The 24,441-nt window shown below is 39.0% G+C and carries 30 protein-coding genes; 26 read left to right on the top strand and 4 right to left on the bottom strand.

Features of this window, described 5'->3' with window-relative positions:
• Nucleotides 1–141: 141 nt before the first annotated feature.
• Entirely contained in the window at nucleotides 142–876 is a 735-nt protein-coding gene (locus AOQ70_RS07390; RefSeq protein ID WP_039178760.1) for a poly-gamma-glutamate hydrolase family protein, read from the top strand.
• Between the two features lie 76 nt (nucleotides 877–952).
• Nucleotides 953–1,402 carry an OsmC family protein gene (locus AOQ70_RS07385; RefSeq protein ID WP_059375467.1) on the top strand — a complete coding sequence of 150 codons (450 nt, stop codon included), beginning with the start codon at nucleotides 953–955 and terminating at the stop codon, nucleotides 1,400–1,402.
• 46 nt (nucleotides 1,403–1,448) lie between these two features.
• On the opposite strand, the gene erbB is transcribed toward AOQ70_RS07385, so the two are convergent.
• The 3 genes from erbB to AOQ70_RS07370 form a co-directional block, all read right to left on the bottom strand.
• Complete coding sequence (erbB, locus tag AOQ70_RS07380) at nucleotides 1,449–1,817, bottom strand: SMR family multidrug efflux transporter EbrB (RefSeq protein ID WP_039178767.1); 369 nt, start codon at nucleotides 1,815–1,817, stop codon at nucleotides 1,449–1,451.
• A gap of 15 nt (nucleotides 1,818–1,832) precedes the next feature.
• Nucleotides 1,833–2,150, bottom strand: a complete 318-nt coding sequence (gene erbA, locus AOQ70_RS07375) for an SMR family multidrug efflux transporter EbrA (RefSeq protein WP_039178769.1) — start codon at nucleotides 2,148–2,150, stop codon at nucleotides 1,833–1,835.
• Between the two features lie 309 nt (nucleotides 2,151–2,459).
• A complete protein-coding gene (locus tag AOQ70_RS07370) occupies nucleotides 2,460–2,732 on the bottom strand; it encodes a hypothetical protein (RefSeq protein ID WP_039178773.1) in 273 nt (90 codons plus the stop codon).
• A 104-nt stretch (nucleotides 2,733–2,836) separates the two neighbouring features.
• Between AOQ70_RS07370 and AOQ70_RS07365 the strand changes: the two genes are divergently transcribed.
• From AOQ70_RS07365 to AOQ70_RS07325, 9 genes are all read left to right on the top strand, one after another.
• Nucleotides 2,837–3,238: a YmaF family protein gene (locus tag AOQ70_RS07365; protein WP_039178775.1), complete on the top strand. Its 402-nt coding sequence runs from the start codon at nucleotides 2,837–2,839 to the stop codon at nucleotides 3,236–3,238.
• 70 nt (nucleotides 3,239–3,308) lie between these two features.
• Nucleotides 3,309–4,265, top strand: a complete 957-nt coding sequence (gene miaA / locus AOQ70_RS07360) for a tRNA (adenosine(37)-N6)-dimethylallyltransferase MiaA (RefSeq protein ID WP_058837643.1) — start codon at nucleotides 3,309–3,311, stop codon at nucleotides 4,263–4,265.
• A gap of 25 nt (nucleotides 4,266–4,290) precedes the next feature.
• Nucleotides 4,291–4,512: an RNA chaperone Hfq gene (gene hfq / locus AOQ70_RS07355; protein ID WP_024424088.1), complete on the top strand. Its 222-nt coding sequence runs from the start codon at nucleotides 4,291–4,293 to the stop codon at nucleotides 4,510–4,512.
• A gap of 159 nt (nucleotides 4,513–4,671) precedes the next feature.
• Nucleotides 4,672–4,992: a YmzC family protein gene (locus AOQ70_RS07350; protein ID WP_059375464.1), complete on the top strand. Its 321-nt coding sequence runs from the start codon at nucleotides 4,672–4,674 to the stop codon at nucleotides 4,990–4,992.
• A 79-nt stretch (nucleotides 4,993–5,071) separates the two neighbouring features.
• Nucleotides 5,072–5,284 (top strand): hypothetical protein, encoded by a 213-nt coding sequence (locus tag AOQ70_RS07345; RefSeq protein ID WP_003212415.1) that lies wholly within the window; start codon nucleotides 5,072–5,074, stop codon nucleotides 5,282–5,284.
• Between the two features lie 265 nt (nucleotides 5,285–5,549).
• Nucleotides 5,550–5,942, top strand: coding sequence for a class Ib ribonucleoside-diphosphate reductase assembly flavoprotein NrdI (gene nrdI / locus AOQ70_RS07340; protein WP_008360380.1), 393 nt, complete (start codon nucleotides 5,550–5,552; stop codon nucleotides 5,940–5,942).
• Nucleotides 5,902–8,004, top strand: a complete 2,103-nt coding sequence (gene nrdE, locus AOQ70_RS07335; RefSeq protein WP_058837641.1) for a class 1b ribonucleoside-diphosphate reductase subunit alpha — start codon at nucleotides 5,902–5,904, stop codon at nucleotides 8,002–8,004. Before nrdI ends, nrdE begins: the two co-directional genes overlap by 41 nt.
• A gap of 17 nt (nucleotides 8,005–8,021) precedes the next feature.
• Complete coding sequence (gene nrdF / locus AOQ70_RS07330) at nucleotides 8,022–9,002, top strand: class 1b ribonucleoside-diphosphate reductase subunit beta (protein ID WP_024424085.1); 981 nt, start codon at nucleotides 8,022–8,024, stop codon at nucleotides 9,000–9,002.
• An 84-nt stretch (nucleotides 9,003–9,086) separates the two neighbouring features.
• Nucleotides 9,087–9,704 carry a hypothetical protein gene (locus AOQ70_RS07325; RefSeq protein WP_058837640.1) on the top strand — a complete coding sequence of 206 codons (618 nt, stop codon included), beginning with the start codon at nucleotides 9,087–9,089 and terminating at the stop codon, nucleotides 9,702–9,704.
• Between the two features lie 67 nt (nucleotides 9,705–9,771).
• Here AOQ70_RS07325 and AOQ70_RS07320 read toward each other — a convergent pair whose 3' ends face one another.
• Entirely contained in the window at nucleotides 9,772–10,530 is a 759-nt protein-coding gene (locus AOQ70_RS07320) for an N-acetylmuramoyl-L-alanine amidase (protein WP_039178790.1), read from the bottom strand.
• 320 nt (nucleotides 10,531–10,850) lie between these two features.
• Between AOQ70_RS07320 and spoVK the strand changes: the two genes are divergently transcribed.
• The 15 genes from spoVK to AOQ70_RS07250 all read left to right on the top strand — a co-directional run bounded on the left by spoVK (nucleotide 10,851) and on the right by AOQ70_RS07250 (nucleotide 24,350).
• Nucleotides 10,851–11,810 carry a stage V sporulation protein K gene (spoVK, locus tag AOQ70_RS07315; protein WP_024424083.1) on the top strand — a complete coding sequence of 320 codons (960 nt, stop codon included), beginning with the start codon at nucleotides 10,851–10,853 and terminating at the stop codon, nucleotides 11,808–11,810.
• A gap of 121 nt (nucleotides 11,811–11,931) precedes the next feature.
• Nucleotides 11,932–13,053, top strand: coding sequence for a GTPase HflX (gene hflX, locus AOQ70_RS07310; RefSeq protein ID WP_442854374.1), 1,122 nt, complete (start codon nucleotides 11,932–11,934; stop codon nucleotides 13,051–13,053).
• A 157-nt stretch (nucleotides 13,054–13,210) separates the two neighbouring features.
• Nucleotides 13,211–14,491 carry a methionine gamma-lyase family protein gene (locus tag AOQ70_RS07305; RefSeq protein WP_039178796.1) on the top strand — a complete coding sequence of 427 codons (1,281 nt, stop codon included), beginning with the start codon at nucleotides 13,211–13,213 and terminating at the stop codon, nucleotides 14,489–14,491.
• Between the two features lie 89 nt (nucleotides 14,492–14,580).
• Nucleotides 14,581–14,991 carry a MerR family transcriptional regulator gene (locus tag AOQ70_RS07300; protein ID WP_039178801.1) on the top strand — a complete coding sequence of 137 codons (411 nt, stop codon included), beginning with the start codon at nucleotides 14,581–14,583 and terminating at the stop codon, nucleotides 14,989–14,991.
• A 60-nt stretch (nucleotides 14,992–15,051) separates the two neighbouring features.
• Nucleotides 15,052–16,386: a type I glutamate--ammonia ligase gene (gene glnA / locus AOQ70_RS07295; protein WP_025093273.1), complete on the top strand. Its 1,335-nt coding sequence runs from the start codon at nucleotides 15,052–15,054 to the stop codon at nucleotides 16,384–16,386.
• A 400-nt stretch (nucleotides 16,387–16,786) separates the two neighbouring features.
• Entirely contained in the window at nucleotides 16,787–17,326 is a 540-nt protein-coding gene (locus tag AOQ70_RS07290; RefSeq protein WP_039178804.1) for an ERCC4 domain-containing protein, read from the top strand.
• A gap of 586 nt (nucleotides 17,327–17,912) precedes the next feature.
• Nucleotides 17,913–18,047: a hypothetical protein gene (locus AOQ70_RS20075; RefSeq protein WP_269433593.1), complete on the top strand. Its 135-nt coding sequence runs from the start codon at nucleotides 17,913–17,915 to the stop codon at nucleotides 18,045–18,047.
• 39 nt (nucleotides 18,048–18,086) lie between these two features.
• A complete protein-coding gene (locus tag AOQ70_RS19930) occupies nucleotides 18,087–18,320 on the top strand; it encodes a putative metallopeptidase (RefSeq protein ID WP_331457671.1) in 234 nt (77 codons plus the stop codon).
• A 191-nt stretch (nucleotides 18,321–18,511) separates the two neighbouring features.
• Entirely contained in the window at nucleotides 18,512–18,907 is a 396-nt protein-coding gene (locus AOQ70_RS20170; protein ID WP_059375459.1) for an ArpU family phage packaging/lysis transcriptional regulator, read from the top strand.
• Nucleotides 18,908–18,938: 31 nt separating this feature from the next.
• Nucleotides 18,939–19,502 carry a hypothetical protein gene (locus tag AOQ70_RS07270; RefSeq protein WP_059375455.1) on the top strand — a complete coding sequence of 188 codons (564 nt, stop codon included), beginning with the start codon at nucleotides 18,939–18,941 and terminating at the stop codon, nucleotides 19,500–19,502.
• Between the two features lie 77 nt (nucleotides 19,503–19,579).
• On the top strand, nucleotides 19,580–20,236 hold the full coding sequence (locus tag AOQ70_RS07265) for an SLATT domain-containing protein (protein WP_059375453.1): 657 nt from the start codon (nucleotides 19,580–19,582) through the stop codon (nucleotides 20,234–20,236).
• Between the two features lie 515 nt (nucleotides 20,237–20,751).
• Nucleotides 20,752–21,861 (top strand): response regulator aspartate phosphatase, encoded by a 1,110-nt coding sequence (locus AOQ70_RS07260; RefSeq protein ID WP_059375450.1) that lies wholly within the window; start codon nucleotides 20,752–20,754, stop codon nucleotides 21,859–21,861.
• Complete coding sequence (locus tag AOQ70_RS20070) at nucleotides 21,862–21,996, top strand: hypothetical protein (RefSeq protein WP_254966822.1); 135 nt, start codon at nucleotides 21,862–21,864, stop codon at nucleotides 21,994–21,996.
• 89 nt (nucleotides 21,997–22,085) lie between these two features.
• Nucleotides 22,086–23,963 carry a ribonuclease YeeF family protein gene (locus tag AOQ70_RS07255; RefSeq protein WP_231730841.1) on the top strand — a complete coding sequence of 626 codons (1,878 nt, stop codon included), beginning with the start codon at nucleotides 22,086–22,088 and terminating at the stop codon, nucleotides 23,961–23,963.
• A gap of 12 nt (nucleotides 23,964–23,975) precedes the next feature.
• Entirely contained in the window at nucleotides 23,976–24,350 is a 375-nt protein-coding gene (locus AOQ70_RS07250) for an immunity 22 family protein (protein ID WP_059375448.1), read from the top strand.
• Nucleotides 24,351–24,441: the final 91 nt, after the last annotated feature.

The following is a 24,441-nucleotide window of genomic DNA, read 5'->3' as shown; positions in this document are numbered from 1 at the left end:
CAATTATCTTATTTTTGAGGAATCTCATGATCTAGAGTGTTATGATCAAACGTGAAGAGAAAATGTGGAAAAAATGATAAGAAATGATGATTCAATATAAATCATAGAAACGGCTTAGAAATCTGTTAAAGGAGAACGGGAATGAAGAAGTTTTTTGCTTTGCTTCTCCTGCTTGCGATCGGATGGGGCGTTTATTATACCATGCAAGCACAGGAACATGATGAGCCAGTGTCATCAGGTGGGGAAGACGAAAGCGGTTCAAATGATATTTATCGAAATTTTAAAGAACTGGAAGAAAACGAATCAACAAGCAGCTACAACATTACAGCCAACCCAGTGCCCGGCAGCCGCCTTCTTGTGATGTCACCTCATGGCGGGAGGATTGAAGGCGGCGTGAGCGAGATTGTCCATTTTTTTGACAACGATTTTTCGACGTATTTATTTGAAGGTCTAAGAGAGAATGCATCAGAACTTCATATTACAAGTACAAACTTTGATGAGCCAATCGGCGTCGCGCAGGCAAAAGCACATGATTACGTGTTAGCAGTGCATGGATACAAAGGCGAGGAAGGAATTGACCATACTCTCGTCGGCGGAACAGATTACGACCGTGCAGAGAAAATTGTGAGCTCATTAGAGCGGAACGGGTTTTCTGCTGAACTAGCTGTCGCACACGCAACCCTGAGCGGGACAAGCAATCATAATATTAATAATCTTACTAAAACAGGGCAAAGTGTGCAGCTTGAGATTAGCAGAAGTCAGCGTGAAGCTTTATTTGACAGTTTCGACTTTCGGAGGCGGTCTAGTACAAAAAACGAGACGTTCTATCGTTATGTCAGGGCAATTCGCACAGTGCTTGATGAAGAATATACATAAGGGCCGTGCACATGTTAAGACAAGCAGGGGAATTCTTGTTACACTATGAACAGTGATAACAAAAGGAGAGACGGATATGACGCGTCATCATTTTCATCTTCAGGCAAGCTGGCCTGGTCTGCGTAACGATGTGGGTACAATCGCATGTGAACAATTAAAAACAAAGATTTCGATTCCAAAGGAAATGGACGGTCCAGGTATTGGAACCAATCCAGATGAGATGCTCTTAGGTGCAGCGGCTACGTGTTATATCATTACACTTGCAGCCATGATGGAGCGGAGTCAATTAGAGAAAGAGGATCTATCGATGAGCTCTGAAGCTGTCGTAGATGTGACAAATGGTGTGTTTACTTATGAGGAAATCATTCATCGACCTGTCATCATCCTCAAAGAGACCGCTTCCGCACATGATATTGAGCTGGCCCGAAAGCTTGCGCATAAAGCCGAAAGCTCATGTATGATTTCAAGAGCTGTTCAGGGTAATGTGAACATTTCCTTAGAAGAAACCATTCAAGCCGGCCGTTAAAACAAAAAAGTCATTTTCTCTTGAAATATGGAGAAAATGACTTTTTTTATGACGTCCATTCGGTTTGATCGAGTTGTGCTTCGGTTTCGTTCTTTTGCTTCTTGGACTGATTTAAGACAATCACGCCGCAGATGACAAGTGCAAGGCCAATGAAGCCTTTCGTGCTGATTGTTTCGTTAAACAGGACAAGTCCTACAAGAGCAGTGAGAGCTGTTCCAACACCAGACCATGTTGCATAGGCAGATGAGAGCTCAATGGTTTTAAGTGCTAAACTGAGGAAAGTAAAGGCGCATCCAAATCCGATCAGTACCCCGATACTCGGCAGCAGCTGCGAAAAGCCTTGAGAAAGCTTCAGCATTGTACTGCCAAAAACCTCCGTTAAAATGGCTCCTGTTAAGTAGAGCATTCCTTTCATGCTCTCTCACATCCTTTATGACATATTTAATAGTACGACCCCTGAGACAAGCATCGCCATCCCAATGACTGCTTTTTGGTTCAAGGTTTCTTTGAAAAAGAGCACGCCAAAAATAGCCGTGAGGACCGTACCAACCCCAGACCATGTTGCATAAGACATGCTAAGCGGAATAATGTTCAGTGTCAATGACAGCATATAAAAAGCAAGAGAATAGCCAGCCACAACGACAGCGCTTGGCTTCCAGCGTGTAAAACCATTAGATAATTTTAACATCGCGGCGCCAATGGCTTCAGAAAAAATGGCCACTGCCAAAAAAAGATATCCGAGGATCATCATCATCCCTCCTCTAATAGGTGTAAAATCCGATGAAGTAAAAGGGTTTTTATCCTCTCTTTTCAGCGGTTCAAGCTGAAATATTTCTGAAAACCAGCATGCTCTGCCATCTGATGAAGGGTGAGCTAGCTTAACCCTTCTTTTAAAATCGTGCTGGCAGCTGCATCAAAAATTTGCTCTTTTTTGGTTTTAGACATAAAAAAAACACCTACTTTACTGAACAGTCGGTAAAGTAAATGTTAACCCATGAAAAAAGAGTGTGTCAATCGATTCATTTTATGAACGGATGTTTTCACTTAAACGTCATATTTAATACCAAGGGTATGGTCCGTACGGCGGGTAAGGAGGCGGGTAAGGGTATCCATAACCATATCCTGGCGCAAGAAGAGATCCAGCAAGCAAGCCTCCAGCAAAACCACCTAAAAATGGAGGTCCAAAGAATCCAGGTCTCCCAAACCCAAAACCAGGGCGTCCAAATCCAAATCCGGGTCTCCCAAACCCAAAACCAGGACGTCCAAATCCGAAACCAAAAGGTCTTCTCATGTCTTCTTGAATAAACGGAGGTGCGTCAAAATAATTCATAATAAAAGGCTCCTTTCTCATAAAATCACTGTAACTGACATCAGTGTATTCCAGTTGCCTACATATGTTTGGGTGAACGCCTAATATAAGGAGGAATGTTAGAAATGGGCCTGTATCCATCTGATTGGGCAAAGTGTCCGCCGCATGCTCATGCATATAAAGCACGTACGGATGTAACAGAGGGGCATTATCATTTAATAGAAGGTATTTCTCAGCCTGTGAATGGAAGCAGTACCGACCGGCATACTCATTTTTATCGCGGGATCACCTCCTTTGAAAGAGGGCATTTCCACAGGTATTACGGTATCACAGGGCCTGCGATTCCTAGAGTGGATGGAACACATTATCATGAGATTGAGGAAGTCACCTATCCTGCCTACCTCGATTCTGTTCCCATCCCATATGGAGGTGTCGTCTATAGTCCAGATGAGAATCAGCCAACACATAAGCATCGTTTAAAAGGAAAAACATATGAAGTGGTCGGAAATGAACCGCTTGGCTGGTGATGGCCAGGATATAGGAGAGTAAGAAAAGTTATGCTATACTGTAGGCAGTTTTGTAAAAGAGAGTGATGTTATGAATAAAGCGAAGCAGCCAGTAATCGTATTAGTAGGGCCGACGGCTGTCGGCAAAACCAAATTGAGCATTGATATAGCCAAAGCATTTAATGGAGAGATTATCAGCGGGGATTCTATGCAGATTTATAAAGGGATGGATATCGGAACAGCTAAAATCACTCCCGAAGAAATGAATGGCATCCCGCACCATTTAATTGATATTAAACAGCCGGACGAATCTTTTTCGACAGCTGAATTTCAGCAGCTGGTTCGTTCGAAAATCAAAGAGATTGCCGCTAGAGGGAAAACGCCAATGATTGTCGGCGGAACAGGCCTCTATATCCAATCTGTTTTATATGATTACACATTTACGGATGAGAAAAGTGATCCTGTTTTTAGAGAAGAAATGGCGCTGTTTGAACAGCAGCACGGCGCGATTTTGCTGCACGAAAAGCTAAAGGCTGTAGATCCTGATGCGGCAAATGCTATTCATCCGAATAACGTCCGCCGCGTGATTCGGGCGCTGGAAGTGATCCATACAACAGGTCAGAAAATGTCGGAAATGCAAAACGGGCATCAAGAAGTTCCTCTTTATGATACAGCCTTCATTGGGCTGAAAATGGATCGAGAGCTTTTGTACGAGCGCATTCATCAAAGAATTGATATGATGATAGATGAGGGCTTAATTGAAGAAGTGAGAGCACTTTATCAATCAGGCTTGAAGGATTGTCAGTCTGTTCAAGCCATTGGTTATAAAGAGCTGTATGCCTATTTTCAAGGTGACTGCTCACTTGATGAAGCCATCCAGCAATTAAAGCAAAATTCCCGTAGATATGCGAAGCGTCAGTTCACGTGGTTCCGTAATAAAATGGCGGTCACTTGGTTTGATATGACACCGCCTTGCCACTTTTCAGACAAAAAAGAGGAAATTTTCGCATATATAGCAGGAAAGCTTGGACTTAAAGCGAAACTGTAGTTATCAGAATCAAGGAGGACGAAACATGAAACCGATTAATATTCAGGAGCAGTTTTTGAATCAGATCCGCAAAGACAATACATTTGTCACAGTATTCTTACTGAATGGCTTTCAGCTTCGCGGTCAAGTGAAGGGATTTGACAATTTCACGGTGCTGCTTGAAACAGAAGGAAAGCAGCAGCTTATTTATAAACACGCCATTTCTACATTTGCACCTCAAAAGAATGTAAATCTGGAATTAGAATAGGATAGGTTGTATTGAATAGCCCCATGCCTCTGCGAATAAACCGGCCGAACCCGCTACGTTTTTTGTCAGTGCAGAGGGGCTATTTTGTATGCAATGAAACTTTTCTGCCAATTTTCCGTATAATTCCTTATTGGATATTAGAAGGGTGAGGGGATTCATATGGAAAATGCAGAGCTTGAATTAAGAAGGATTAGAGTGATCCTCCTTTTGATTGGAATTGTAGTCTTGTTTGGATCGTGTGCTATCTCAAACATTGAAACGAGACAAGAAAGTTGGAATAACCATTCTCATGAAAATGCAGATGGAGTTTTACCATCATCTGCTGCACTAAAAAATAATCACTTTGCTGTTGTGAAAGATGATCAAGTACATGTGTACCGATTTGATGAAAAAGAGGGAGAACTGACTCTCGTTACAACGAAATACATAGATGAATGGGATGACGAAGAATATGATGATGGTCTTGATGATGAAGAGTAAGCACGTAAATTTACAAATGAATGTGAAGCCGCTACACTATAATCATGCATCAGACATCTAGACAGAAAAGGATGAGTTCATGACACATAAAATTAAAATTAATCATTGGGAACAAACTTGTGAAGACGATTCCTGTTTCGAATATGGAACAAGTGTTTCTGTAAATGGGAAAGAATTAGTGAGAGAAGCTTCAATCGTCTCTGCGCTTGAAGCGGTGCTAAAAGAATTAGGTGTTGAAGTGGAAATTACAGAAGTGTCAGAAGATTTACAGTGCGATGCCTACAAAAAATAAAACAAAAAGTCTAGTCTACTAAGCGATTTTTTTTCGTGTTATGATAGATTTCGGTTTCAGTTGAATAGGGAGTAGAGCAGTCTATTTTTAGATCCTGTTCTGCTCTATTTATTTGAACGTACGAGTTCGGCTATGAAGGTTCGGCCGGGTTGGTTGATTTTTTTCGTTTTGAACATCTATATGTTGTGTTTTGAAAAAACATAGTATACTATATATAGTGAATAGCGAAATGATCAACAATACTAAAAACTAGGTCGTGATGGAATTGATTCAAATCGTATTTGATTCAAAAACAGGAAATGTTCAACGCTTTTTGGACAAGACCCCTTTTACAGACAAACGAAAATTGACTGGAGAAGAGTTTTTGGATACGCCGTTTATTCTCGTCACCTTTACGACAGGATTTGGACAAGTCCCTAGTACCACTCAGTCTTTTTTAGAAAAAAATGCTCACCTTTTACTAGGTGTTGCGGTGAGTGGCAACAAAGTGTGGGGAGATAATTTTGCAAAAAGCGCCGATACGATTTCTAAACAATATCAAGTTCCTATTTTGCACACCTTTGAACTAAGCGGAACAAAAAGGGATGTTGAATTGTTTACACAGGAGGTAGAAAGAATTGTCACAAAATCAGGTTCCAAAGTGGATACAATTAAATAACGAAATTATGATTCAAAAAGAAGGAAAGTTTCAGTTCGATAAGGACAAAGAAGCTGTACATAGTTATTTCGTAGATTACATTAATCAAAACACGGTCTTTTTTCACAATCTAGAAGAGAAGATTGATTACTTAATAGAAAACGACTACTATGAGGAAGAATTTTTAAGACAATACAGCATGGCAGATATTAAAGAAGTCTTTGAAGCTGCATATGCCAAAAAATTTAGATTCCCATCATTTATGAGTGCATTTAAGTTTTACAATGACTATGCACTGAAAACAAATGATAAAAAGAAAATCCTTGAACGCTATGAAGACCGCATTTCAGTTGTAGCACTTTTCTTTGCGGGTGGGGATAAAGAAAAAGCACTTGAGTTTGTAGAATTGATGATCAATCAAGAGTACCAGCCAAGTACACCAACCTTCTTGAACGCTGGACGTAAAAGACGCGGTGAGCTTGTGAGCTGCTTCTTGCTTGAAGTAAATGACTCACTAAACGATATTTCAAGAGCGATTGATATTTCCATGCAGCTGTCAAAACTAGGCGGCGGCGTCAGTTTGAACCTGTCAAAACTTCGTGCAAAAGGCGAAGCAATCAAAGATGTAGAAAACGCGACAAAAGGTGTCGTCGGCGTGATGAAGCTTCTTGATAATGCATTCAGATATGCAGATCAAATGGGGCAAAGACAAGGATCAGGCAGTGCCTACCTGAATATTTTCCACAGAGATATCAATGATTTCTTAGATACGAAAAAAATCTCTGCAGATGAAGATGTTCGCGTGAAAACTCTGTCCATTGGAGTCGTCATTCCGGATAAATTTATCGAGCTTGCTAGAGAAGATAAAACAGCTTACACTTTCTATCCGCACACAGTCTATAAAGAATATGGACAGCATCTTGATGAGATGGACATGGAAGAAATGTATGACGAGCTTGTAGAAAACCCGAAAGTTAAAAAAGAAAAAGTCAATCCGAGAAAGCTTCTTGAAAAATTGGCTGTTCTACGCTCAGAATCAGGCTATCCATATATCATGTTCCAAGATAATGTAAACAGAGAGCATGCTTTGAACCATATTTCACGAGTGAAATTCTCAAACCTTTGCTCAGAAGTGCTTCAGGCGTCAGAGGTTTCTTCTTACACGGACTATGATCAAGAAGATGAAATCGGTCTTGATATTTCTTGCAACCTTGGTTCATTAAATATCATGAATGTCATGAAAAACAAATCGATCGAAAAAACGGTTAAGCTTGCAACAGACTCACTAACGCTTGTGTCTGAAACAACAGACATTCGCAATGCACCGGCTGTTCGAAAAGCCAACAAAGCGATGAAGTCAATCGGACTTGGTGCGATGAACCTTCATGGGTATTTAGCTCAAAACCAAATTGCCTATGAAAGTGAAGAAGCAAGAGATTTCGCAAATACGTTCTTTATGATGGTGAACTATTATTCAATTAAACGCTCAAGTGAGCTTGCGAAAGAAAAAGGAGAAACATTCCATCGTTATGAAGGCTCTGGCTATGCAACTGGTGAGTACTTCAATAAATACGTGGAAACTGATTTCACACCAAAAACAGAAAAAGCAGCAGCACTATTTGAAGGCATGCACATTCCAACAAAAGAAGACTGGGCAGCACTCAAAGAATTTGTAGCGGAAAATGGCATGTATCACAGCTATCGTTTATGTATTGCACCAACAGGTTCCATTTCTTATGTTCAATCGGCAACAGCCTCTGTGATGCCAATTATGGAACGTATCGAAGAAAGAACATACGGCAACAGCAAAACCTATTACCCAATGCCAGGTCTTTCAGCGCAAAACTGGTTTTTCTATAAAGAAGCGTACGATATGGACATGTTTAAAGTGGTCGATATGATCGCAACAATTCAGCAGCACGTCGATCAAGGAATCAGCTTTACACTATTCCTGAAAGATACGATGACAACGCGTGATTTAAACCGCATCGATCTTTATGCACACCATAAAGGCATTAAGACACTTTATTATGCAAGAACGAAGGATACAGGGCAGGAAGGCTGTCTTTCTTGTGTTGTTTGATTAAAGGAGAGTTTAACGTGACAAAAATTTATGATGCAGCCAACTGGTCAAAACATGAAGACGATTTTACACAAATGTTTTACAACCAAAATGTGAAGCAGTTCTGGCTTCCAGAAGAGATTTCCTTAAACGGAGATCTCTTAACATGGAAATATTTAGGTGAAAAAGAGCGAGATACGTACATGAAGGTACTTGCTGGATTGACTTTACTTGATACAGAACAAGGAAATACAGGGATGCCGATTGTGGCTGAACATGTGGACGGCCATCAGCGTAAAGCTGTACTCAACTTTATGGCAATGATGGAAAATGCGGTACATGCGAAATCATACTCCAATATCTTCATGACACTCGCACCAACTGAAACGATCAGTGAAGTGTTTGAATGGGTCAAAAAGAATAAATTCCTGCAAAAGAAAGCAGATATGATTGTCAGTTTATACCGTTCGATTCAAAAGGACGATCCTATTTCTCTCTTTAAAGCAATGGTGGCTTCTGTTTATTTAGAAAGCTTCCTATTTTATAGTGGTTTTTACTACCCGCTATATTTCTATGGGCAAGGAAAGCTCATGCAAAGCGGTGAAATCATCAACTTAATTTTGCGTGATGAAGCGATTCATGGTGTGTACGTTGGATTATTAGCACAAGAAATTTACAACAAACAAACACCTGATGTGCAAAAAGAGCTGTATGATTTCTCAATTGACCTCTTGAACGAGCTTTATGAAAATGAACTTCATTACACTGAAGATATTTATGACCAAGTCAATTTATCGCATGATGTGAAAAAGTTCATTCGTTACAATGCCAATAAAGCGTTAATGAACCTTGGATTTGCCCCTTATTTTGAAGAAGAAGAGATTAACCCTATTGTATTGAACGGACTCAATACAAAAACAAAGTCGCATGACTTCTTCTCAATGAAAGGGAACGGCTACAAAAAAGCAACCGTTGAGCCGTTAAAAGATGACGACTTCTTCTTTGGAGATGAATCATAAGTAAGGCGTAAAAGTCAAAACGCATCACTCGTTTTGGCTTTTTGCCATTTCTAACAATGTGTTACATACTGGAGGTTACCGAACATGGGAAAAATGGACGAAATCATTTTAGTTGCACCGCGTACGCGCGTGTTCCAAAATGAAACACTTGCGTTTAATGGTGTGAACAGTGAAGAGAAAACAATCAGCACCATTATGAAAGAAATCGAAGAGCACTTCGAGCAGATGCGAAGAGGCGATGCAGAAGAAAATCCTGACTTCAAGCAGCCGATTCCTTATGTTGTGATTAAGCGTGAGGACGAAGTATATGTATACGAAAGACTTCAAGGCGGAGGAGAGACTCGCTTACATCATAAGTTATCTCTTGGCTTTGGGGGGCATATGAATTTCGTTGAAGGGAAAAACTTTGCTGAGATTCTAAAAGAAAATACGGATCGTGAGCTGGACGAAGAACTTTCAATTCAAGAAGAAGACAAACTTGAAATGAAAACCCTTGGATTAATCAATGACGATGACAACAGTGTCGGCCGTGTGCACATTGGACTGTTATCAGCGCTTGAACTATCTCCAGGTGCTCATGTAGAAGTAAAAGAAACAGATCAAATCTCAGGAAAATGGATGAAAACAGCCGATTTGAAAAAGCCTGAATACTTCGATCGTCTTGAAACATGGTCTCAATTTGTCGTCAACATCTTAGCGTAAATAAATACACAACAAACCGGCTCAGCAGAAGACTTGAGCCGGTTTGTTTCGTTACAACAGCTTCGGATTATTGGAAAACGAATGCGTCATGACCGGCCTGCTTCAATCTTGCGACGAGGTCATCTGCATTTTGCTTTGTACGGAAAGCCCCGGCCTGTACTCGGAACATACCTCCGTCTAATACAACAAATGCGTCAAAGCCTTTGGATTTAAGTGTGGCTGCTAATTCATCTGCATTGGCTTTCACTTTGAAAGCTCCTGCCTGCACTTTATAAAGATTACTTGCTTTTTTTTTCAATTGAAAGGCTTCTTCTAGACCAGTCGCATGAGCGCGAGCGATGCCTTGAAGGAAGGTTGCGTTGCGGAGCTTATTAGCATCAGCTGTCGTATCAATGAAACCATTCTCTGTTAAAATAGCGGGCATAGAAGTTTCTCGAAGAACGTGGAAGTTCGCAGTTTTCTTGCCGCGGTTAGCAAAATCAACTGAGCGGACAATTTCATCATGAAGGGCGTTGCGATACGTGGTGGTCGGTGCTGAAACGCCAGGATACACATAGCTTTCAAACCCTGTGCCCCCGCCAGCATTAATATGAATAGATACGAAATAGTTAGCTCCCCAGCTGTTTGCTGCATTCGTACGCTGGGACAAAGTGACGGATTGGTCAGTTGAACGACTTAAGCGGACAGAAACCCCATCATATTCACTAATCAAAATGTCTCTCAGTAAAAGCGCGATTTGAAGTGTTATATTTTTCTCCAAAAGTCCATTAGCACTAGCTCCAGAATCTGTTCCTCCGTGGCCAGGATCAATAAAAATTTTCACCATCTATTCATCACCTCGTCTTTATTTTATGAGAAAATAGAAGAATTGCCTGTACAAAATGCGGAAATCATTGAGACTCTTTTCTGCATCATTTGTGATCAAAAAGCTACATTTTTCTAAGAAAAAACAAATTGTTGGTTTGTCCGCCCAAACGGGATGAATACAATGGAAATAGCACATCATTTCCTGGGAAACCGCACAAATCCCTACAATATTCGGTATCTCGGGTCATTTTGACAGCAAACTTGGGCTTAAGCGGGCGATTGTCACGATTACAGCTCCACCCGAATAGAATAAAGAGAGAAGAGCGAGAGGTGAATACGTTGGAGCGAGCTGTCACATATAAAAACAACGGCCAAATCAATATTATACTTAACGGACAAAAGCAAGTATTGGTTGATGCAGACTCAGAGGCAGAATACCTAGAAGCCTTGCAGAAAAATGAGGCAAAACACAGCATCTTACGGGAAATAGAGCGTGAAATGAACAGCCTTGTCGGTATGGATGAAATGAAACGAAACATAAAAGAGATTTATGCCTGGATTTTTGTTAATCAAAAACGGCAGGAACAAGGGTTAAAGGTAGGAAAACAAGCGCTCCATATGATGTTCAAAGGGAATCCTGGAACAGGGAAAACCACAGTTGCAAGACTTGTCGGGAAGCTTTTCTTTGAAATGAATGTGCTCTCAAAAGGTCATTTAATTGAAGCAGAACGCGGTGATCTTGTTGGAGAGTATATTGGTCATACAGCGCAAAAAACAAGGGATTTAATTAAAAAATCACTAGGCGGTATTTTGTTCATTGACGAAGCCTATTCTCTTGCACGCGGAGGAGAAAAGGATTTTGGAAAAGAGGCGATTGATACCCTTGTAAAACATATGGAGGACAAACAGCACGAATTCATTCTGATTCTTGCTGGCTACTCCAAGGAAATGGATCATTTTCTTTCTTTAAACCCCGGTCTGCAATCAAGATTTCCAATCAACATCAGCTTTCCTGATTATACAGTCGATCAGCTCATGGATATTGCAAAACGAATGATGGCGGACAGAGAATATGTATTTACACAAGAAGCTGAATGGAAGCTGCGGGATTATTTAATGCACATTAAAAGTACCACGAGCCCGGCAAAATTCAGCAATGGCCGGTTTGTGCGAAACACCATTGAAAAGGCCATACGAACCCAGGCGATGAGACTGCTTCTTGTGGATCATTATGATAAAAAAGATTTGCTGACCATTAAAAGTCACGATCTTCAAATGAAAGAGGATACGCCTTCTTGAAATGGCGTATCCTTTTTATAAAGAGTCACTAAAATAAACCATCCGAATAGTGGTATACGTGTGATCTGTTTGGTATGATGGTACTACTGAAAACTTAAGTACAGAAAGGAAACAACTGACGTTGAATGAACATGAAATGACTGAAAAAGCGATCCTTGTCGGCTGTCAATTGCCGCATGTAACGGATGAACGCTTTCAATACTCAATGGAAGAATTAGCTTCCTTAACCAAAACGGCTGGCGGTGAAGCTGTCAGCGTGATGACGCAGAAGAGAAATAGACAAGACAGCGCAACGTATATCGGTAAAGGGAAAGTAGAAGAACTTGAGGTGCTTTGCGAGGAACTCGAATGTGATGTCATTATTTTTAACGACGAGCTTTCTCCAAGCCAGCTAAAAGCTTTGGCGACTGCTTTAGATGTAAAAATTATTGATCGTACGCAATTGATTTTAGATATCTTTGCAAAAAGAGCCCGTACAAGAGAGGGGAAGCTGCAAATAGAGCTTGCCCAGCTTCAGTATGCCCTGCCGAGACTAAGTGGACAAGGGATTAGCCTCTCAAGACAGGGAGGCGGAATTGGCGCAAGAGGTCCAGGTGAAACAAAACTTGAAACAGACAGACGCCATATTCGAAACCGCATTCACGAAATTAACGGGCAGTTATCTGCAGTCAAAGAACATCGAACAAGATACCGGGAACGCCGAAAGAAAAATGGTGTGTTCCAAATTGCGATTGTCGGGTATACGAATGCTGGAAAATCAACTTTGTTTAATCAATTAACAGAAGCAGATAGTCATGAAGAGGATCTGCTGTTTGCGACACTTGACCCAATGACACGTAAGATGACATTAGAATCTGGCTACAGTGTGCTCATTTCGGATACGGTTGGCTTTATCCAAGACCTTCCGACAACACTGATCGCCGCATTTCGTTCAACCCTTGAAGAAGTGAAGGAAGCCGATTATTTGCTTCATGTCATCGACTCTTCTAATGAGGATTATGAAGGGCACGAACGAACGGTTCATGAGCTTTTAGAAGAATTAGAAGCGGACCGTATTCCAATGCTGACTGTTTATAACAAGGAAGATCAAATTAGACCAGATTTCATCCCATCTTCAAAGCATCGCCACATATTAATCAGTGCTAGACGCAAAGAAGATGTAAAAAGGTTAAAAGCGGATATTATGGCTGAGCTGAAAAAAGCCTTTTTTAAAGCCATATTATGTGAAGATTCCAGCGTATGAAGGGAAGCTCATCTCCGCATTAAAATCAGAAACGCTTGTGGAATCACTAGAATTTCAAAAAGAAGCAGAAATTTACGACATCACCGGATTTAGTGGTGAGGATCAGACCATTTTAGGTCAAATCAAGAAGTATATGTTGGAAAGGAATTAAATCAAGATGTTTCACACATTAAAACACGGCAGTATTTTAGAAAAAGCAGCAGCAGAAACAGAACAAGAGATTTTACACGTACATCAGCAAATTGATCAAACGAGCGAACAAAATGAGTGGCGGGTGCTTGAAAGCTATCGAAAGCACAAAGTCAGTGACTCTCACTTTAATCCAACAACTGGATATGGCTACGATGATATGGGGAGAGACACGTTAGAAAAGATTTATGCGGATGTCTTCGGAGGAGAAAGCGGCCTTGTCCGTCCGCAGATCATTTCCGGCACACACGCGATTTCCATTGCTTTATTTGGTGTGCTGAGACCTGGCGATGAATTGATCTACATGACGGGAAAACCATACGACACGTTAGAAGAAATTGTCGGGATTCGCGGGAAAGAAGGGACAGGCTCATTAAAAGACTTCCAGATTGACTACAAAGCCATTGATTTGCTTCAAGATGGATCAGTCGATTACGACAAAGTAAAAGAGTCGATTTCTTCTAAAACAAAAGTGATCGGCATTCAACGTTCAAAAGGCTATGCGTCGAGGCCATCCTTTACTATAGAAGAAATTGAGCAAATGATTTCATTTGTGAAAGAGATAAATGAAGAAATCATTGTGTTTGTAGACAACTGTTATGGTGAATTTACTGAATTACAAGAGCCGTGTCATGTCGGAGCTGATCTCATGGCCGGTTCACTTATTAAAAACCCAGGCGGAGGCCTTGCCAAAACAGGCGGCTACATCGTTGGAAAAGAAAAATGGGTCGAAGCTTGCTCTTATCGAATGACATCTCCGGGCATCGGCAGTGAAGCGGGTGCATCGCTGTATGCGCTCCAGGAAATGTATCAAGGCTTTTTCTTGGCGCCGCATGTTGTGGCTCAAAGCTTAAAAGGCGCAGTATTTACGGCTCGCTTTCTTGAGAAGCTCGGATTCCTAACAAACCCAGCATGGAATGCGAAAAGAACGGATTTAATTCAATCTGTCGAATTTGGAGATCCTAAAAAAATGATTGCGTTCTGTCAGGCAATCCAGTATGCATCTCCGATTAACAGTCACGTCACTCCACATGCAAGCTATATGCCGGGCTACGAGGATGATGTCATTATGGCAGCGGGCACATTTGTACAAGGAGCCAGTATCGAATTATCAGCCGATGGTCCGATCAGACCGCCTTATACTGCCTACGTGCAAGGCGGTCTCACGTATGCCCATGTGAAAAATGCGATTTGCAGTGCTGTCGATGCCTTATTGGATCAAGGTTTTATTGAAGTGCCTGCTCAATAAAAAACCATGTTAATATTCCTGACATATTGTTGACACATAATATAACATGACATATAATAAATTTAAGCAAAGAGGAGGAGACAGTTGAGATGAGTGATAACATTCGCCGCTCAATGCCTTTATTCCCAATTGGGATTGTCATGCAGCTAACAGAATTATCTGCAAGACAAATTCGCTATTATGAGGAAAATGGTTTAGTATTTCCAGCAAGAAGTGATGGAAACCGCCGATTATTTTCTTTTCATGATGTTGATAAATTACTAGAAATTAAAAACCTCATCGAACAAGGTGTAAACATGGCAGGAATCAAAAAGCTTTTTGCCAAAGCTGAGGCAGAAAATCCATCGTCTGATAAAAAGACAGAGGAAAAAACCACAGCTAAGCACAACTTGTCAGATGATGAACTCAGGAAGCTACTGAAGAAGGAACTCATTCAGGCTGGACGTTTCCAACAAGGAACGACCTTTAGGCAGGGGGATATGTCAAGGTTCTTCCGTTAACCAATTAGCAAAAGCATTGCTATACACATTTTACCTTTTGTAGGGGAGGAGTTTTACGAAATGGCAAAGTACACAAGAGAAGATATCGTAAAATTAGTAAATGAGGAAAACGTAAAGTACATCCGTCTGCAATTTACAGACATTCTCGGAACAATTAAAAATGTTGAGATTCCTGTGAGCCAGTTAGAAAAAGCTCTCGATAACAAATGTATGTTTGACGGTTCATCTATTGAAGGATTCGTACGTATCGAAGAATCAGACATGTACCTATACCCAGATCTGAACACATTTGTTATTTTCCCTTGGACAGCAGAAAAAGGTAAAGTTGCACGCTTTATTTGTGACATTTATAAGCCAGACGGGACACCATTTGATGGAGACCCGCGTAACAACTTAAAGCGTATCTTAAAGGAAATGGAAGAACTAGGATTTAGTGATTTCAACCTTGGACCTGAGCCAGAATTCTTCTTATTTAAATTAGATGAAAAAGGCGAGCCAACGCTTGAACTAAACGATAAAGGTGGATACTTCGACCTTGCACCAACAGATCTAGGTGAAAACTGCCGCCGTGATATCGTGCTAGAACTTGAAGAAATGGGCTTTGAAATTGAAGCATCTCACCACGAAGTAGCACCAGGACAGCACGAAATTGATTTCAAATATGCAGGCGCAATCCGTTCTTGTGATGACATTCAAACATTCAAACTCGTTGTCAAAACCATTGCGAGAAAACACGGTCTTCATGCGACATTCATGCCAAAACCATTGTTCGGTGTAAACGGATCTGGTATGCACTGTAACCTATCATTATTCAAAAATGGTAAAAACGCATTCTTTGATGAAAAAGCAGATTTACAATTAAGCGAGACTGCTAGACACTTTATCGCAGGTATCGTCAAGCACGCAACAAGCTTTACAGCAGTCACAAACCCAACGGTTAACTCATACAAGCGTCTTGTACCTGGCTATGAAGCACCTTGCTATGTAGCATGGAGTGCACAAAACCGCAGCCCATTGATCCGTATCCCGGCATCACGCGGCATCAGCACACGTGTAGAAGTGCGCAGCGTAGACCCATCTGCAAACCCATACCTTGCACTAAGCGTATTACTTGCAGCAGGTCTAGACGGAATCAAAAACAAACTAGAAGCACCAGCACCAATCGACAGAAACATCTATGTCATGGACAAAGAAGAGCGCCTTGAAAACGGCATCGCTGACCTACCTGCAACACTTGCAGAAGCACTCGAGCTGCTAAAATCAAACGAAGTCATGATCAACGCACTAGGCGATCACCTATTCGAGCACTTCATCGAATCAAAAGAAATCGAATGGGATATGTTCCGCACCCAAGTACACCCATGGGAACGCGATCAGTATATGTCTCAGTATTAATAAAGAAAACCCCTTGGAGCCAATGGTTTCAGGGGGTTTTTATTTTGGTCAAAAAATGAACGGAACAATATTTTTGGTCCTTGACCAAAATATGATCAAAAAAATTAAAAGTTATGAATTTAACTCCACAATTAATTATACGTAAGATCGTGAATAAACAGACAATAGATAAAATCATTAATTATTACAAGGCATTGCTCAAGACTTCAATACAAAAATAGATGGCTGGTTCAACATGAAAGGGATGCGGCGATAAAAGTCTCGAGATTGCTCGTTTTATTTTGGGAGAACGGATGGAGGGTCCTTGACACTTCCGTTTCAAATTTTGAAAGTAAAAAACGGACAAGCTATCTTTAGAAATTTACGAAAGGGCCATGTTTTATTTTAAGGGGAATAAATCATGACTATTATTCATTACAACTATTCAGATACAGAGTTAAAAGAAATTTTAGGCAGTATGATCATTATTGTGGATACGAGAGAACAGAAGAATCAACATGTTCTTGACTATCTCCGCAAAAAGAATGTATCAATCAAATTCAAAGGGATGAAGACGGGTGACTATTCCGCAATGATTCCCAAAAATGAGGCATACGGGATCAATAGAGATATGTATTTAAACGCTGCTATCGAAAGGAAAAATGGAGTTGACGAGCTTGTTCAATCCATTAAGGATCGTTCCAGGTTTGAAAATGAATTGATTCGTGCATCAAAAAACCCTTTCACTCTTCTTGTGGAAGACCTGGAAGGGTATCAAAAGATACTCAACGGAAAATATCGTTCAAAATATGAACCTAAATCGCTGCTCGATAGCTTGAAAACATTTGAAGTGCGTTACAATTTTTCAACTGTTTTTATTAATCCAAGTGCGACCGGAAACTATATCTATCATCATTTTCATTATATGGCACGGGAATTATTAAAAGGTGGATTAGTATAGCAAAGCCCAGACAGCAGAGAAGTTGTAAAATTTCACTCTTATTAATATACAAAATGAGTTTTGCTGTCTGGTTTCTAATCACGTATTTTTATCTCTGGTGAGAATAGATAGCTACACCATCGAAATCGTAAATTGATATCCATCTAGCCTCTATAACACATGAACCATTACTAGATACTCTTGGATATACCACATAGATGAACTCTATCCATTCGTTACTTTCGTTGTCATATTGAAACTTTACATCATGAATAAATACTCTAGTACCATTTTTAAAGACTTTCGATGTTGGTGGGACAGTAATAATTTGTCCGATACTTGGTTGATATTTTCTTAGTTCCGATCTTTGATTATTCGGTGCGTAATCATTGTGAATATAAGGTGACGGAACATGATAATACATTGGATACATTGAATACATTTTAAAACATCTCCTTGGAAATTAATTTACAGTTCATCGTATTTCTGATTTGTGTATAAGGTGATGGGTATAACTTATTGTCCTGTTTTTAGGACTTTGAACACGAAACATAAAATAATTAGACGAAATATTCAAAAAACAATTGATTGAAAGGGGAAAATAAAAATGGCGTTTGTAGGTTTTGAAGAATCACACGAGGTGCTGGAGCTGGCTAAAAGTTTAATTGATGAACACCTCCCACATTTAAAAGATGCGATAGGACATATTGGTTTTTATATTCGAGAAGGCAGCAGCAAATGAGCGGGGAAAGCGAAAAAATGCACGGCCTTTGAACGCCATATGACCGATTACATGCTATTCGTATTTGTAAATAAGGAAGCCTGGAAGGCAATGAACAAGAAACAGCTTGCCGCCCTGGTCGATCATGAACTTTGTCATTTTACACGTACCAAAACGGAAGAACCTGATCCGAAAGATGCGAGGAATTGGATTACTGTGTACGGGCCTGCTGATGATCCTGACAGTTGGGGAATACGGGAGCATGATGTGGAAGAATTTTTCGGAAATCATTGAGCGTCATGGTCTTTGTTATACGGGTATTGAATAATTCGCCGCAGTTGTACGAGAGGCTGATCATCAAATGAATATTGATGATGTAAATCGTATAACAAGGGTGAAGTAAATGAGGAATCGGCTGCTTATCTTTTATATTGTGTTCGGATCACTTTCGACTTTAGCTGTTATTCATATGAATTAAGGAGGCAATGAAAGACTTCTTCAAGTTCCTGATGATATGGCTATCTAAAATAACGGCCGGATTTAGTATCGTGCCGCCAGCTACGACGAATACTTTTCATTCTTCTACAGAGAGTACGGCCATAAAACGTATTGAGTGGGAACAAAAACGAAATGCATATCTTGAGAGAGTGCAAAAGGCTGTCAATCGTCTTCCATATAACGAGAGACAGATCATTATAAAGCGTTACACGCAGCAAGAACCCGTTTTCGATTACCAGGTTTATAATGAAATCGGCATGAGTGGAAAGATCATATACACGCTTGAAAGGAAAGACGTTCTTAGACCTGGCGTATGCGCCCAAAATTGCGGAGGTCGCTTTTTTCGTTCGACAAAATTTGCGAATAATAAAATTTTCACATGACAGGTCGATATATCATCTGAGGTGATCATATATGACTAGGAAACTCGGAGAATCTAAAGATGTTACAAAATATTTAAAAGGTCGTTATAAAAAAAAGTATAAAAAAATATTATATAAAACTACTTTCGACGAAGATGTTAAATTACAAAAAGACATTATCTTAGATCATGATAAAGATGAATTAAATATGATGTTAAAAAGAATTGAGGCTTCTATAGAAGTAGAGAAAGACACCCAAACTTTATACAGTCAGCCTTTTTCAATAATACTTGTTATGTTAACTGTTATGATGTCGACATCAATGGCAATGATATCAAGTTTTATGTCACTTATGAGTAATATCTTTGGTAAATATTTAGACAGTAAAGATATTAAAAAGATTGATTTTAACGAGTTGCTTAACTCTCTATATAATTTTAAACCTGTAATTCAATATGTGTTAGTAAGTGTTGCTGTGCCTTTTTTGGTTTTGATGGTTTTTTGGACTTGTATTTATTCAAAACGGCATAAATCCATTGGAAGGTTATATGCGACCTTGGTTTTATTGGAAGAATGTATAGAGAACTATGAAAAAGTAGTAAAAAAACGAATTTAAATTAAGGAAAAATGATATTAATTTTGGTGAGAGGAAACTCAATTAACTACAAAATATACAGAATATGGAGTGGTATTTTGAAAACAAACAATAATACAAGTGAAGAGAACGAAGATAAATTAAAAGAAGCTAAAACTACTGGGGATGTTTTTTTAGATTTGAAAAGAAGAGTTAATTTCACACGTAAAGCAAGAATAAGAGCTTCCAAAAGGTTGAGGGACCGACATGAATTCTTTGAAAAAGTATCTTATTTTTATTCTTTGTTAATTCTTATCTTTTCCATATGGTTCTTAAACATGGGGGACAATGGAGAGAATCTAGCAGCTACTAAATTTCTTTTGATATTCTCTCTTTCTTTAACATTTTTCACGATGTTTTTAAATATTAAAAACTATAAGGAGAGAGCAGGTAGTTTTGAATTAAACTATCAGAATCTTGATATACTTTTAAATAAAATTGAAAGGAGAGAAGCTAAACTCAATACAATTGAAGAGGAAGAACTTAAAGGTTTACATAGAGAGTACGAAAAATTGCTACTTGAAAAAGAGAATCACTTAGACATTGATTATTATCTCAGTGACAGGAAGGCACAAGAAAAATACACGATCAAAATTATGAAACACAATTTAATTGATTGGGTTGTTAAGATATTAGTTTTAATCTATCCATTAATGATAATATTGGCGATCTTTCTTTATACATTGTTGAATGATTGGCTTGCCGATAACTTTTAGAAAGTACCTCATAGGTGCTTTTTATTTTTGGGAGGAAGACTAATGAAAAAGCCATTAAAACCATGCAATGAGCCTAGATGTCCTCATTTAACGCGCGAAGGATATTGTGAGCAGCATAAGACATCAAAGCCTTTATATGATCAACACCGTCGATCATCGTCACGTCGTGGGTATAACAGCTGAAGGTGAAGGAGGAAAACAAGAAGGAACAAGAGGCAAACGGTGCAACAGGCCTTCGACATGCGAAAGGCTTGTTTGTTTACGCAATTACCTGTTGATTTTTTTGTGATAGGCATTAAAATAACATTTTGTGAATTCCACTTTTAGCGTAGCCCTTCTAAAAGAACTCAGAATTCGTTCAGTTGCTTGTCACTTCTAATCAGCGATTCTAAAGTCACTCATTCAATGTATTTGCGGGATACCGAAAATTTCTATTAGGGACAGTTTGTCTTTACATATGTTGTAAATCTAGTGTTAAAATATTATAAGGGATTTGCTTAGAAGGGGGTAAAGGGATGACAGAATTAATTGCCTCTCAGGAGGTAGGAAACATGTTAAACACCTGGAATCTTGCCATACAAAAAGGGGATTTGTCGGCAGCTATTGAAATGCAAGATGACATAGACAAGGCAATCGAGCAAATGGAAGAAAATCAAGATGTTCTTTTGTATTATCAACTTTTAAGCTTTAGACTTAAGCTGAAACTTCAGAATATTAGCAAAAACCTAGATAAACCATTCTTTGAGAGGAATGCACCAGACGAAAAAGAAGAGAAGACAAACAAACTCATGTCCTATTACTTCTATTTCTATAATGGGATCTATCATGACTACTTACAAGATTATGATAAGGCGCTAAGTTATTTCAGAATAGCTGAGAAGAAGTTGGCTTATGTTGATGATGAAATAGAAAAAGCAGAATTTCATTATAAACTAGCTGTTCTATTTTATGATTTGAAAATGACTTTCTTATCTAAATATCATGCTCAAATTGCTTGTGACACATTTAATGCACATGAATCATATATCAAAAGACAAATTAACTGTAGAATGCTGCATGCGCTGAACTTAATCGATCAATTTGAATATGAGAAAGCAAGTGAACTTTTTAACGAAGCAGAGAACATGATCCGAAGTATCAATGACAATCATTTAATTATTCATCTCTATTACAGCATGGGTTTTTTGGAAAGCAAAAGAGAGAATGCTGAGAAAGCATCTGCATTTTTTAGACGCACACTGAGTTATGAAGAAATTGAGAAACAAATGTTATTAAAAATGAGATGTTTATATGAACTAGCCAGAATAGAAGTATCAAATCAAAGCAATGAAGTGATTGAATGGGTTGATCTAGGCATTTCTTTGTCGGAACAAGTGAACCATCACATTTTTCAAATTAAATTTAAATTGTTAAAAGAACTATTATATGAAACAAATGAAACTCAACAAGCCAATATCAGTAATTTGTGTGCAGAGCTTGAAGAAAGAAGAGTTTGGGTTGATTTAGAGGAAATCTTGGTTGATGTGGCGAAATATTTAGAGGAAAAAGGCTTGTTGCAACAATCATTGAGTTATTATAAAAGAGCCTTACATGCAAGTCAATTTGTAGGAAAAGGAGTGAATTAAATGAAAAAGTCTTTTTTTATTCCATTATCAATAGCTGTGGTAGCATTAGGTACACTTTTCTTTACAAATGGTTTCATTCAACCTCAACATGATGATGTCCAAACCGTCGCATCAAGAGGGAGCTCTGGAGGATAATTGGTTAAAAAACGATAAAGTGGATTAAAGTGTCAGACTCCTTATGGTATTCTAGTAAAAGAATACGCCATAAAAGGAGTCTTTTTTATATGAAAATATTAGATGCTCCATCTTTACTTTCAGCTGTCGAACAAAGGTCAAAAGTCTATCAGGAGCTTCGAGACGAAATGCAGCATGTGAAAAAAGCATTAAAAAGTGTGTCGGGATTAGGTGATGAATTTACTGGAAAAGGTGCAGACAATATTAAAGCCTTTTATGAGGATCTTGCGATTTACACGGACACTTATCTTGACTTTATCGATATGCAAAAAGCGTTTTTAGATGGGGTAAAAGGAAAGCTTGATGATGAATCGTTAGGCGGGAGTACATTTATTGATGAGCATTTCTTAGACGCTCAACTGAAACAAGGGATTCAGAATAATAAAGATATGGTTAAGGAACAAAAAGAAGCTCTCTCCACTATTTTTGATGACATCAGTGATCTCATAGAACTGAATGTATTTTCAAGTAAAGAGGTCAATGAACATTTAGATGATGCGAACAAAAAAAGAAAAGAGGCAATTGAGGCTGTACATAAAATAGATCATGAGCTAAAAACAGAATACGCAAAATCAGAAGCGGTTGAAAAACACCTCTCAATTTTTTATGCAAAAATGATGGCTGCTACAGGAAAAGGGAAAAATGCGCAGCCAATGTATTACGATGCAAAAGCATTTCATGAGACAGATGTGTACAAGAATCATGATAAAATCGATGCACAGGTGAAAGCATATTTAAAGGTGAAAAAAGAAGAAAAAGAGAAACGAAGAATCAAAGAATTGAAGGAAAAGCTCAACGATCCTTCGTGTATATCAGAAGAGAAATACTTTGAGATTGTAGACGAAATTGGATATGAGAATCTTTCTTATGATCAAAAAATGTATTACAGCCAGCTTCTCCAGATCAAAGCGCAGGAAGAAGCCTCAGAGGGGTTCGTTGATGTTGTAAAAGGTGCAGCAGTTGGTCTATATGATGTGGCCAAAGATACAGTAGTTGGCATCTATGATCTTGTGACAGATCCTGGAGGTGCCGTTGAATCGGTCGTAACGGCTGTTTCCCATCCAATTGAAACATCTAAAGCGATTGGAAAGTCGATTTCAGACTCATTCCAAAAAGAAGTCATCGATGGTGATGCATATTCTCGATCACACTGGTTCGCCTATGCCACTGGCTCTCTAGCAGAAATCGTCTTTGGTTCTAAAGGGGCAGGTGCCATTACAAAAACGGGAACAACAGCAGCCAAAACGACGGTGAAGAAAGGGCTTGAACAAGGAGCAAGATCGATCGATAACGTCACCATTCCAAATCTATTGCCATATTCACCAAAGTTTCAACTAGCAGGTGGAGGGAAACTGCCTTATAATGTGTTTGATGGTGAGAATATCAAAAATAAGCTTCTCTCCATGGCGAAGCGACTAGACAATTCAGAAGGTAATGGAGGTCATTTGACCTCATCTAATAAAGGATCTAAGGGTATAGACAATGCTAATGAAATAACCAAATTAACTGTCGATGATATACCAACTGCAAAAAGTGGGAACTTTAATAAATTTTTCAATTCCCTTACAAGTAAAGAACTAGACGAACTTTGGAAAGATAAAAGAATTAGAAAGAAAATTGAACGTCAGCTTAGAGAACCTGGAGGTTTACATGAGTGGCACTTAGTTTCAAGAGCGCCGCAATTTAAGCATTGGAATATTAGTGCGGAAGAGATTAAAGATTTACGAACAGCAATATCTGATGTTAAATTCGTCAATCCAAACGGTGTCCATGGTGGATTAGGCTCAACTAAGGCACATAATGAATTGTTAGCAATAATAGATACTTCTAGCGACTATGATACATTTGTAAGACGACTTAATAATTGGGCTAATTATAGACTAGAGGGTGGGGTTTCATCTTTACCGGAAGGTCTTAAATTAAAGTAGGAGGATATTATAATGGAAAAACAAGGATGGGTTTCTATTTGGCTAGGTACTATTAAAGAAGGTGACTCTATAGAAGAGTATGTAGATTTAAAGTATGATGAGGATGGCGAGTCTGTACCCTCCAAATTTTTCATTGATTTTAATATTGATATGGATGAAACAGATGAGGATACAATAGAAAAAGCAGTCTATAAGAATAGTAGTAGTGATATTTCATCATTATTAGATGGGTGTTCGTATGAAGAGATTGTCATCCCAAAAATCCAGAAAAGTATAAACCTAAAGAAATCATATAACGCAGTAATTTTAATATATAATTTTGAATATAACAATGAAATTAGTTCAACTGGTGCTTTTGATTTTATTGCTACTACAAATTATGAATAAGAGAACCCTTAAAGGTTCTGATTAGCAAGACTACAGGCAAAGAGATTGATATAATGTAATTTATTGAAACCTTGATTGGCAAAGTGCCTTT

Source organism: Bacillus sp. AM 13(2015) (genome assembly GCF_001518755.1).
Taxonomy (GTDB): domain Bacteria; phylum Bacillota; class Bacilli; order Bacillales; family Bacillaceae; genus Bacillus; species Bacillus safensis.
This window is presented reverse-complemented; position numbering and strand designations above follow the sequence as displayed.

What these genes read in the sequence shown, in the direction of transcription:
- AOQ70_RS07390 (WP_039178760.1), top strand. Translation starts at nt 142, where the DNA reads ATGAAGAAGTTTTTTGCTTTGCTTCTCCTGCTTGCGATCGGATGGGGC.
- AOQ70_RS07385 (WP_059375467.1), top strand. Translation starts at nt 953, where the DNA reads ATGACGCGTCATCATTTTCATCTTCAGGCAAGCTGGCCTGGTCTGCGT.
- erbB (WP_039178767.1), bottom strand. Translation starts at nt 1,817, where the DNA reads ATGAAAGGAATGCTCTACTTAACAGGAGCCATTTTAACGGAGGTTTTT.
- erbA (WP_039178769.1), bottom strand. Translation starts at nt 2,150, where the DNA reads ATGATCCTCGGATATCTTTTTTTGGCAGTGGCCATTTTTTCTGAAGCC.
- AOQ70_RS07370 (WP_039178773.1), bottom strand. Translation starts at nt 2,732, where the DNA reads ATGAATTATTTTGACGCACCTCCGTTTATTCAAGAAGACATGAGAAGA.
- AOQ70_RS07365 (WP_039178775.1), top strand. Translation starts at nt 2,837, where the DNA reads ATGGGCCTGTATCCATCTGATTGGGCAAAGTGTCCGCCGCATGCTCAT.
- miaA (WP_058837643.1), top strand. Translation starts at nt 3,309, where the DNA reads ATGAATAAAGCGAAGCAGCCAGTAATCGTATTAGTAGGGCCGACGGCT.
- hfq (WP_024424088.1), top strand. Translation starts at nt 4,291, where the DNA reads ATGAAACCGATTAATATTCAGGAGCAGTTTTTGAATCAGATCCGCAAA.
- AOQ70_RS07350 (WP_059375464.1), top strand. Translation starts at nt 4,672, where the DNA reads ATGGAAAATGCAGAGCTTGAATTAAGAAGGATTAGAGTGATCCTCCTT.
- AOQ70_RS07345 (WP_003212415.1), top strand. Translation starts at nt 5,072, where the DNA reads ATGACACATAAAATTAAAATTAATCATTGGGAACAAACTTGTGAAGAC.
- AOQ70_RS07325 (WP_058837640.1), top strand. Translation starts at nt 9,087, where the DNA reads ATGGGAAAAATGGACGAAATCATTTTAGTTGCACCGCGTACGCGCGTG.
- AOQ70_RS07320 (WP_039178790.1), bottom strand. Translation starts at nt 10,530, where the DNA reads ATGGTGAAAATTTTTATTGATCCTGGCCACGGAGGAACAGATTCTGGA.
- AOQ70_RS07305 (WP_039178796.1), top strand. Translation starts at nt 13,211, where the DNA reads ATGTTTCACACATTAAAACACGGCAGTATTTTAGAAAAAGCAGCAGCA.
- AOQ70_RS07300 (WP_039178801.1), top strand. Translation starts at nt 14,581, where the DNA reads ATGAGTGATAACATTCGCCGCTCAATGCCTTTATTCCCAATTGGGATT.
- glnA (WP_025093273.1), top strand. Translation starts at nt 15,052, where the DNA reads ATGGCAAAGTACACAAGAGAAGATATCGTAAAATTAGTAAATGAGGAA.
- AOQ70_RS07290 (WP_039178804.1), top strand. Translation starts at nt 16,787, where the DNA reads ATGACTATTATTCATTACAACTATTCAGATACAGAGTTAAAAGAAATT.
- AOQ70_RS20075 (WP_269433593.1), top strand. Translation starts at nt 17,913, where the DNA reads ATGGCGTTTGTAGGTTTTGAAGAATCACACGAGGTGCTGGAGCTGGCT.
- AOQ70_RS19930 (WP_331457671.1), top strand. Translation starts at nt 18,087, where the DNA reads ATGACCGATTACATGCTATTCGTATTTGTAAATAAGGAAGCCTGGAAG.
- AOQ70_RS20170 (WP_059375459.1), top strand. Translation starts at nt 18,512, where the DNA reads ATGAAAGACTTCTTCAAGTTCCTGATGATATGGCTATCTAAAATAACG.
- AOQ70_RS07270 (WP_059375455.1), top strand. Translation starts at nt 18,939, where the DNA reads ATGACTAGGAAACTCGGAGAATCTAAAGATGTTACAAAATATTTAAAA.
- AOQ70_RS07260 (WP_059375450.1), top strand. Translation starts at nt 20,752, where the DNA reads ATGACAGAATTAATTGCCTCTCAGGAGGTAGGAAACATGTTAAACACC.
- AOQ70_RS20070 (WP_254966822.1), top strand. Translation starts at nt 21,862, where the DNA reads ATGAAAAAGTCTTTTTTTATTCCATTATCAATAGCTGTGGTAGCATTA.
- AOQ70_RS07255 (WP_231730841.1), top strand. Translation starts at nt 22,086, where the DNA reads ATGAAAATATTAGATGCTCCATCTTTACTTTCAGCTGTCGAACAAAGG.
- AOQ70_RS07250 (WP_059375448.1), top strand. Translation starts at nt 23,976, where the DNA reads ATGGAAAAACAAGGATGGGTTTCTATTTGGCTAGGTACTATTAAAGAA.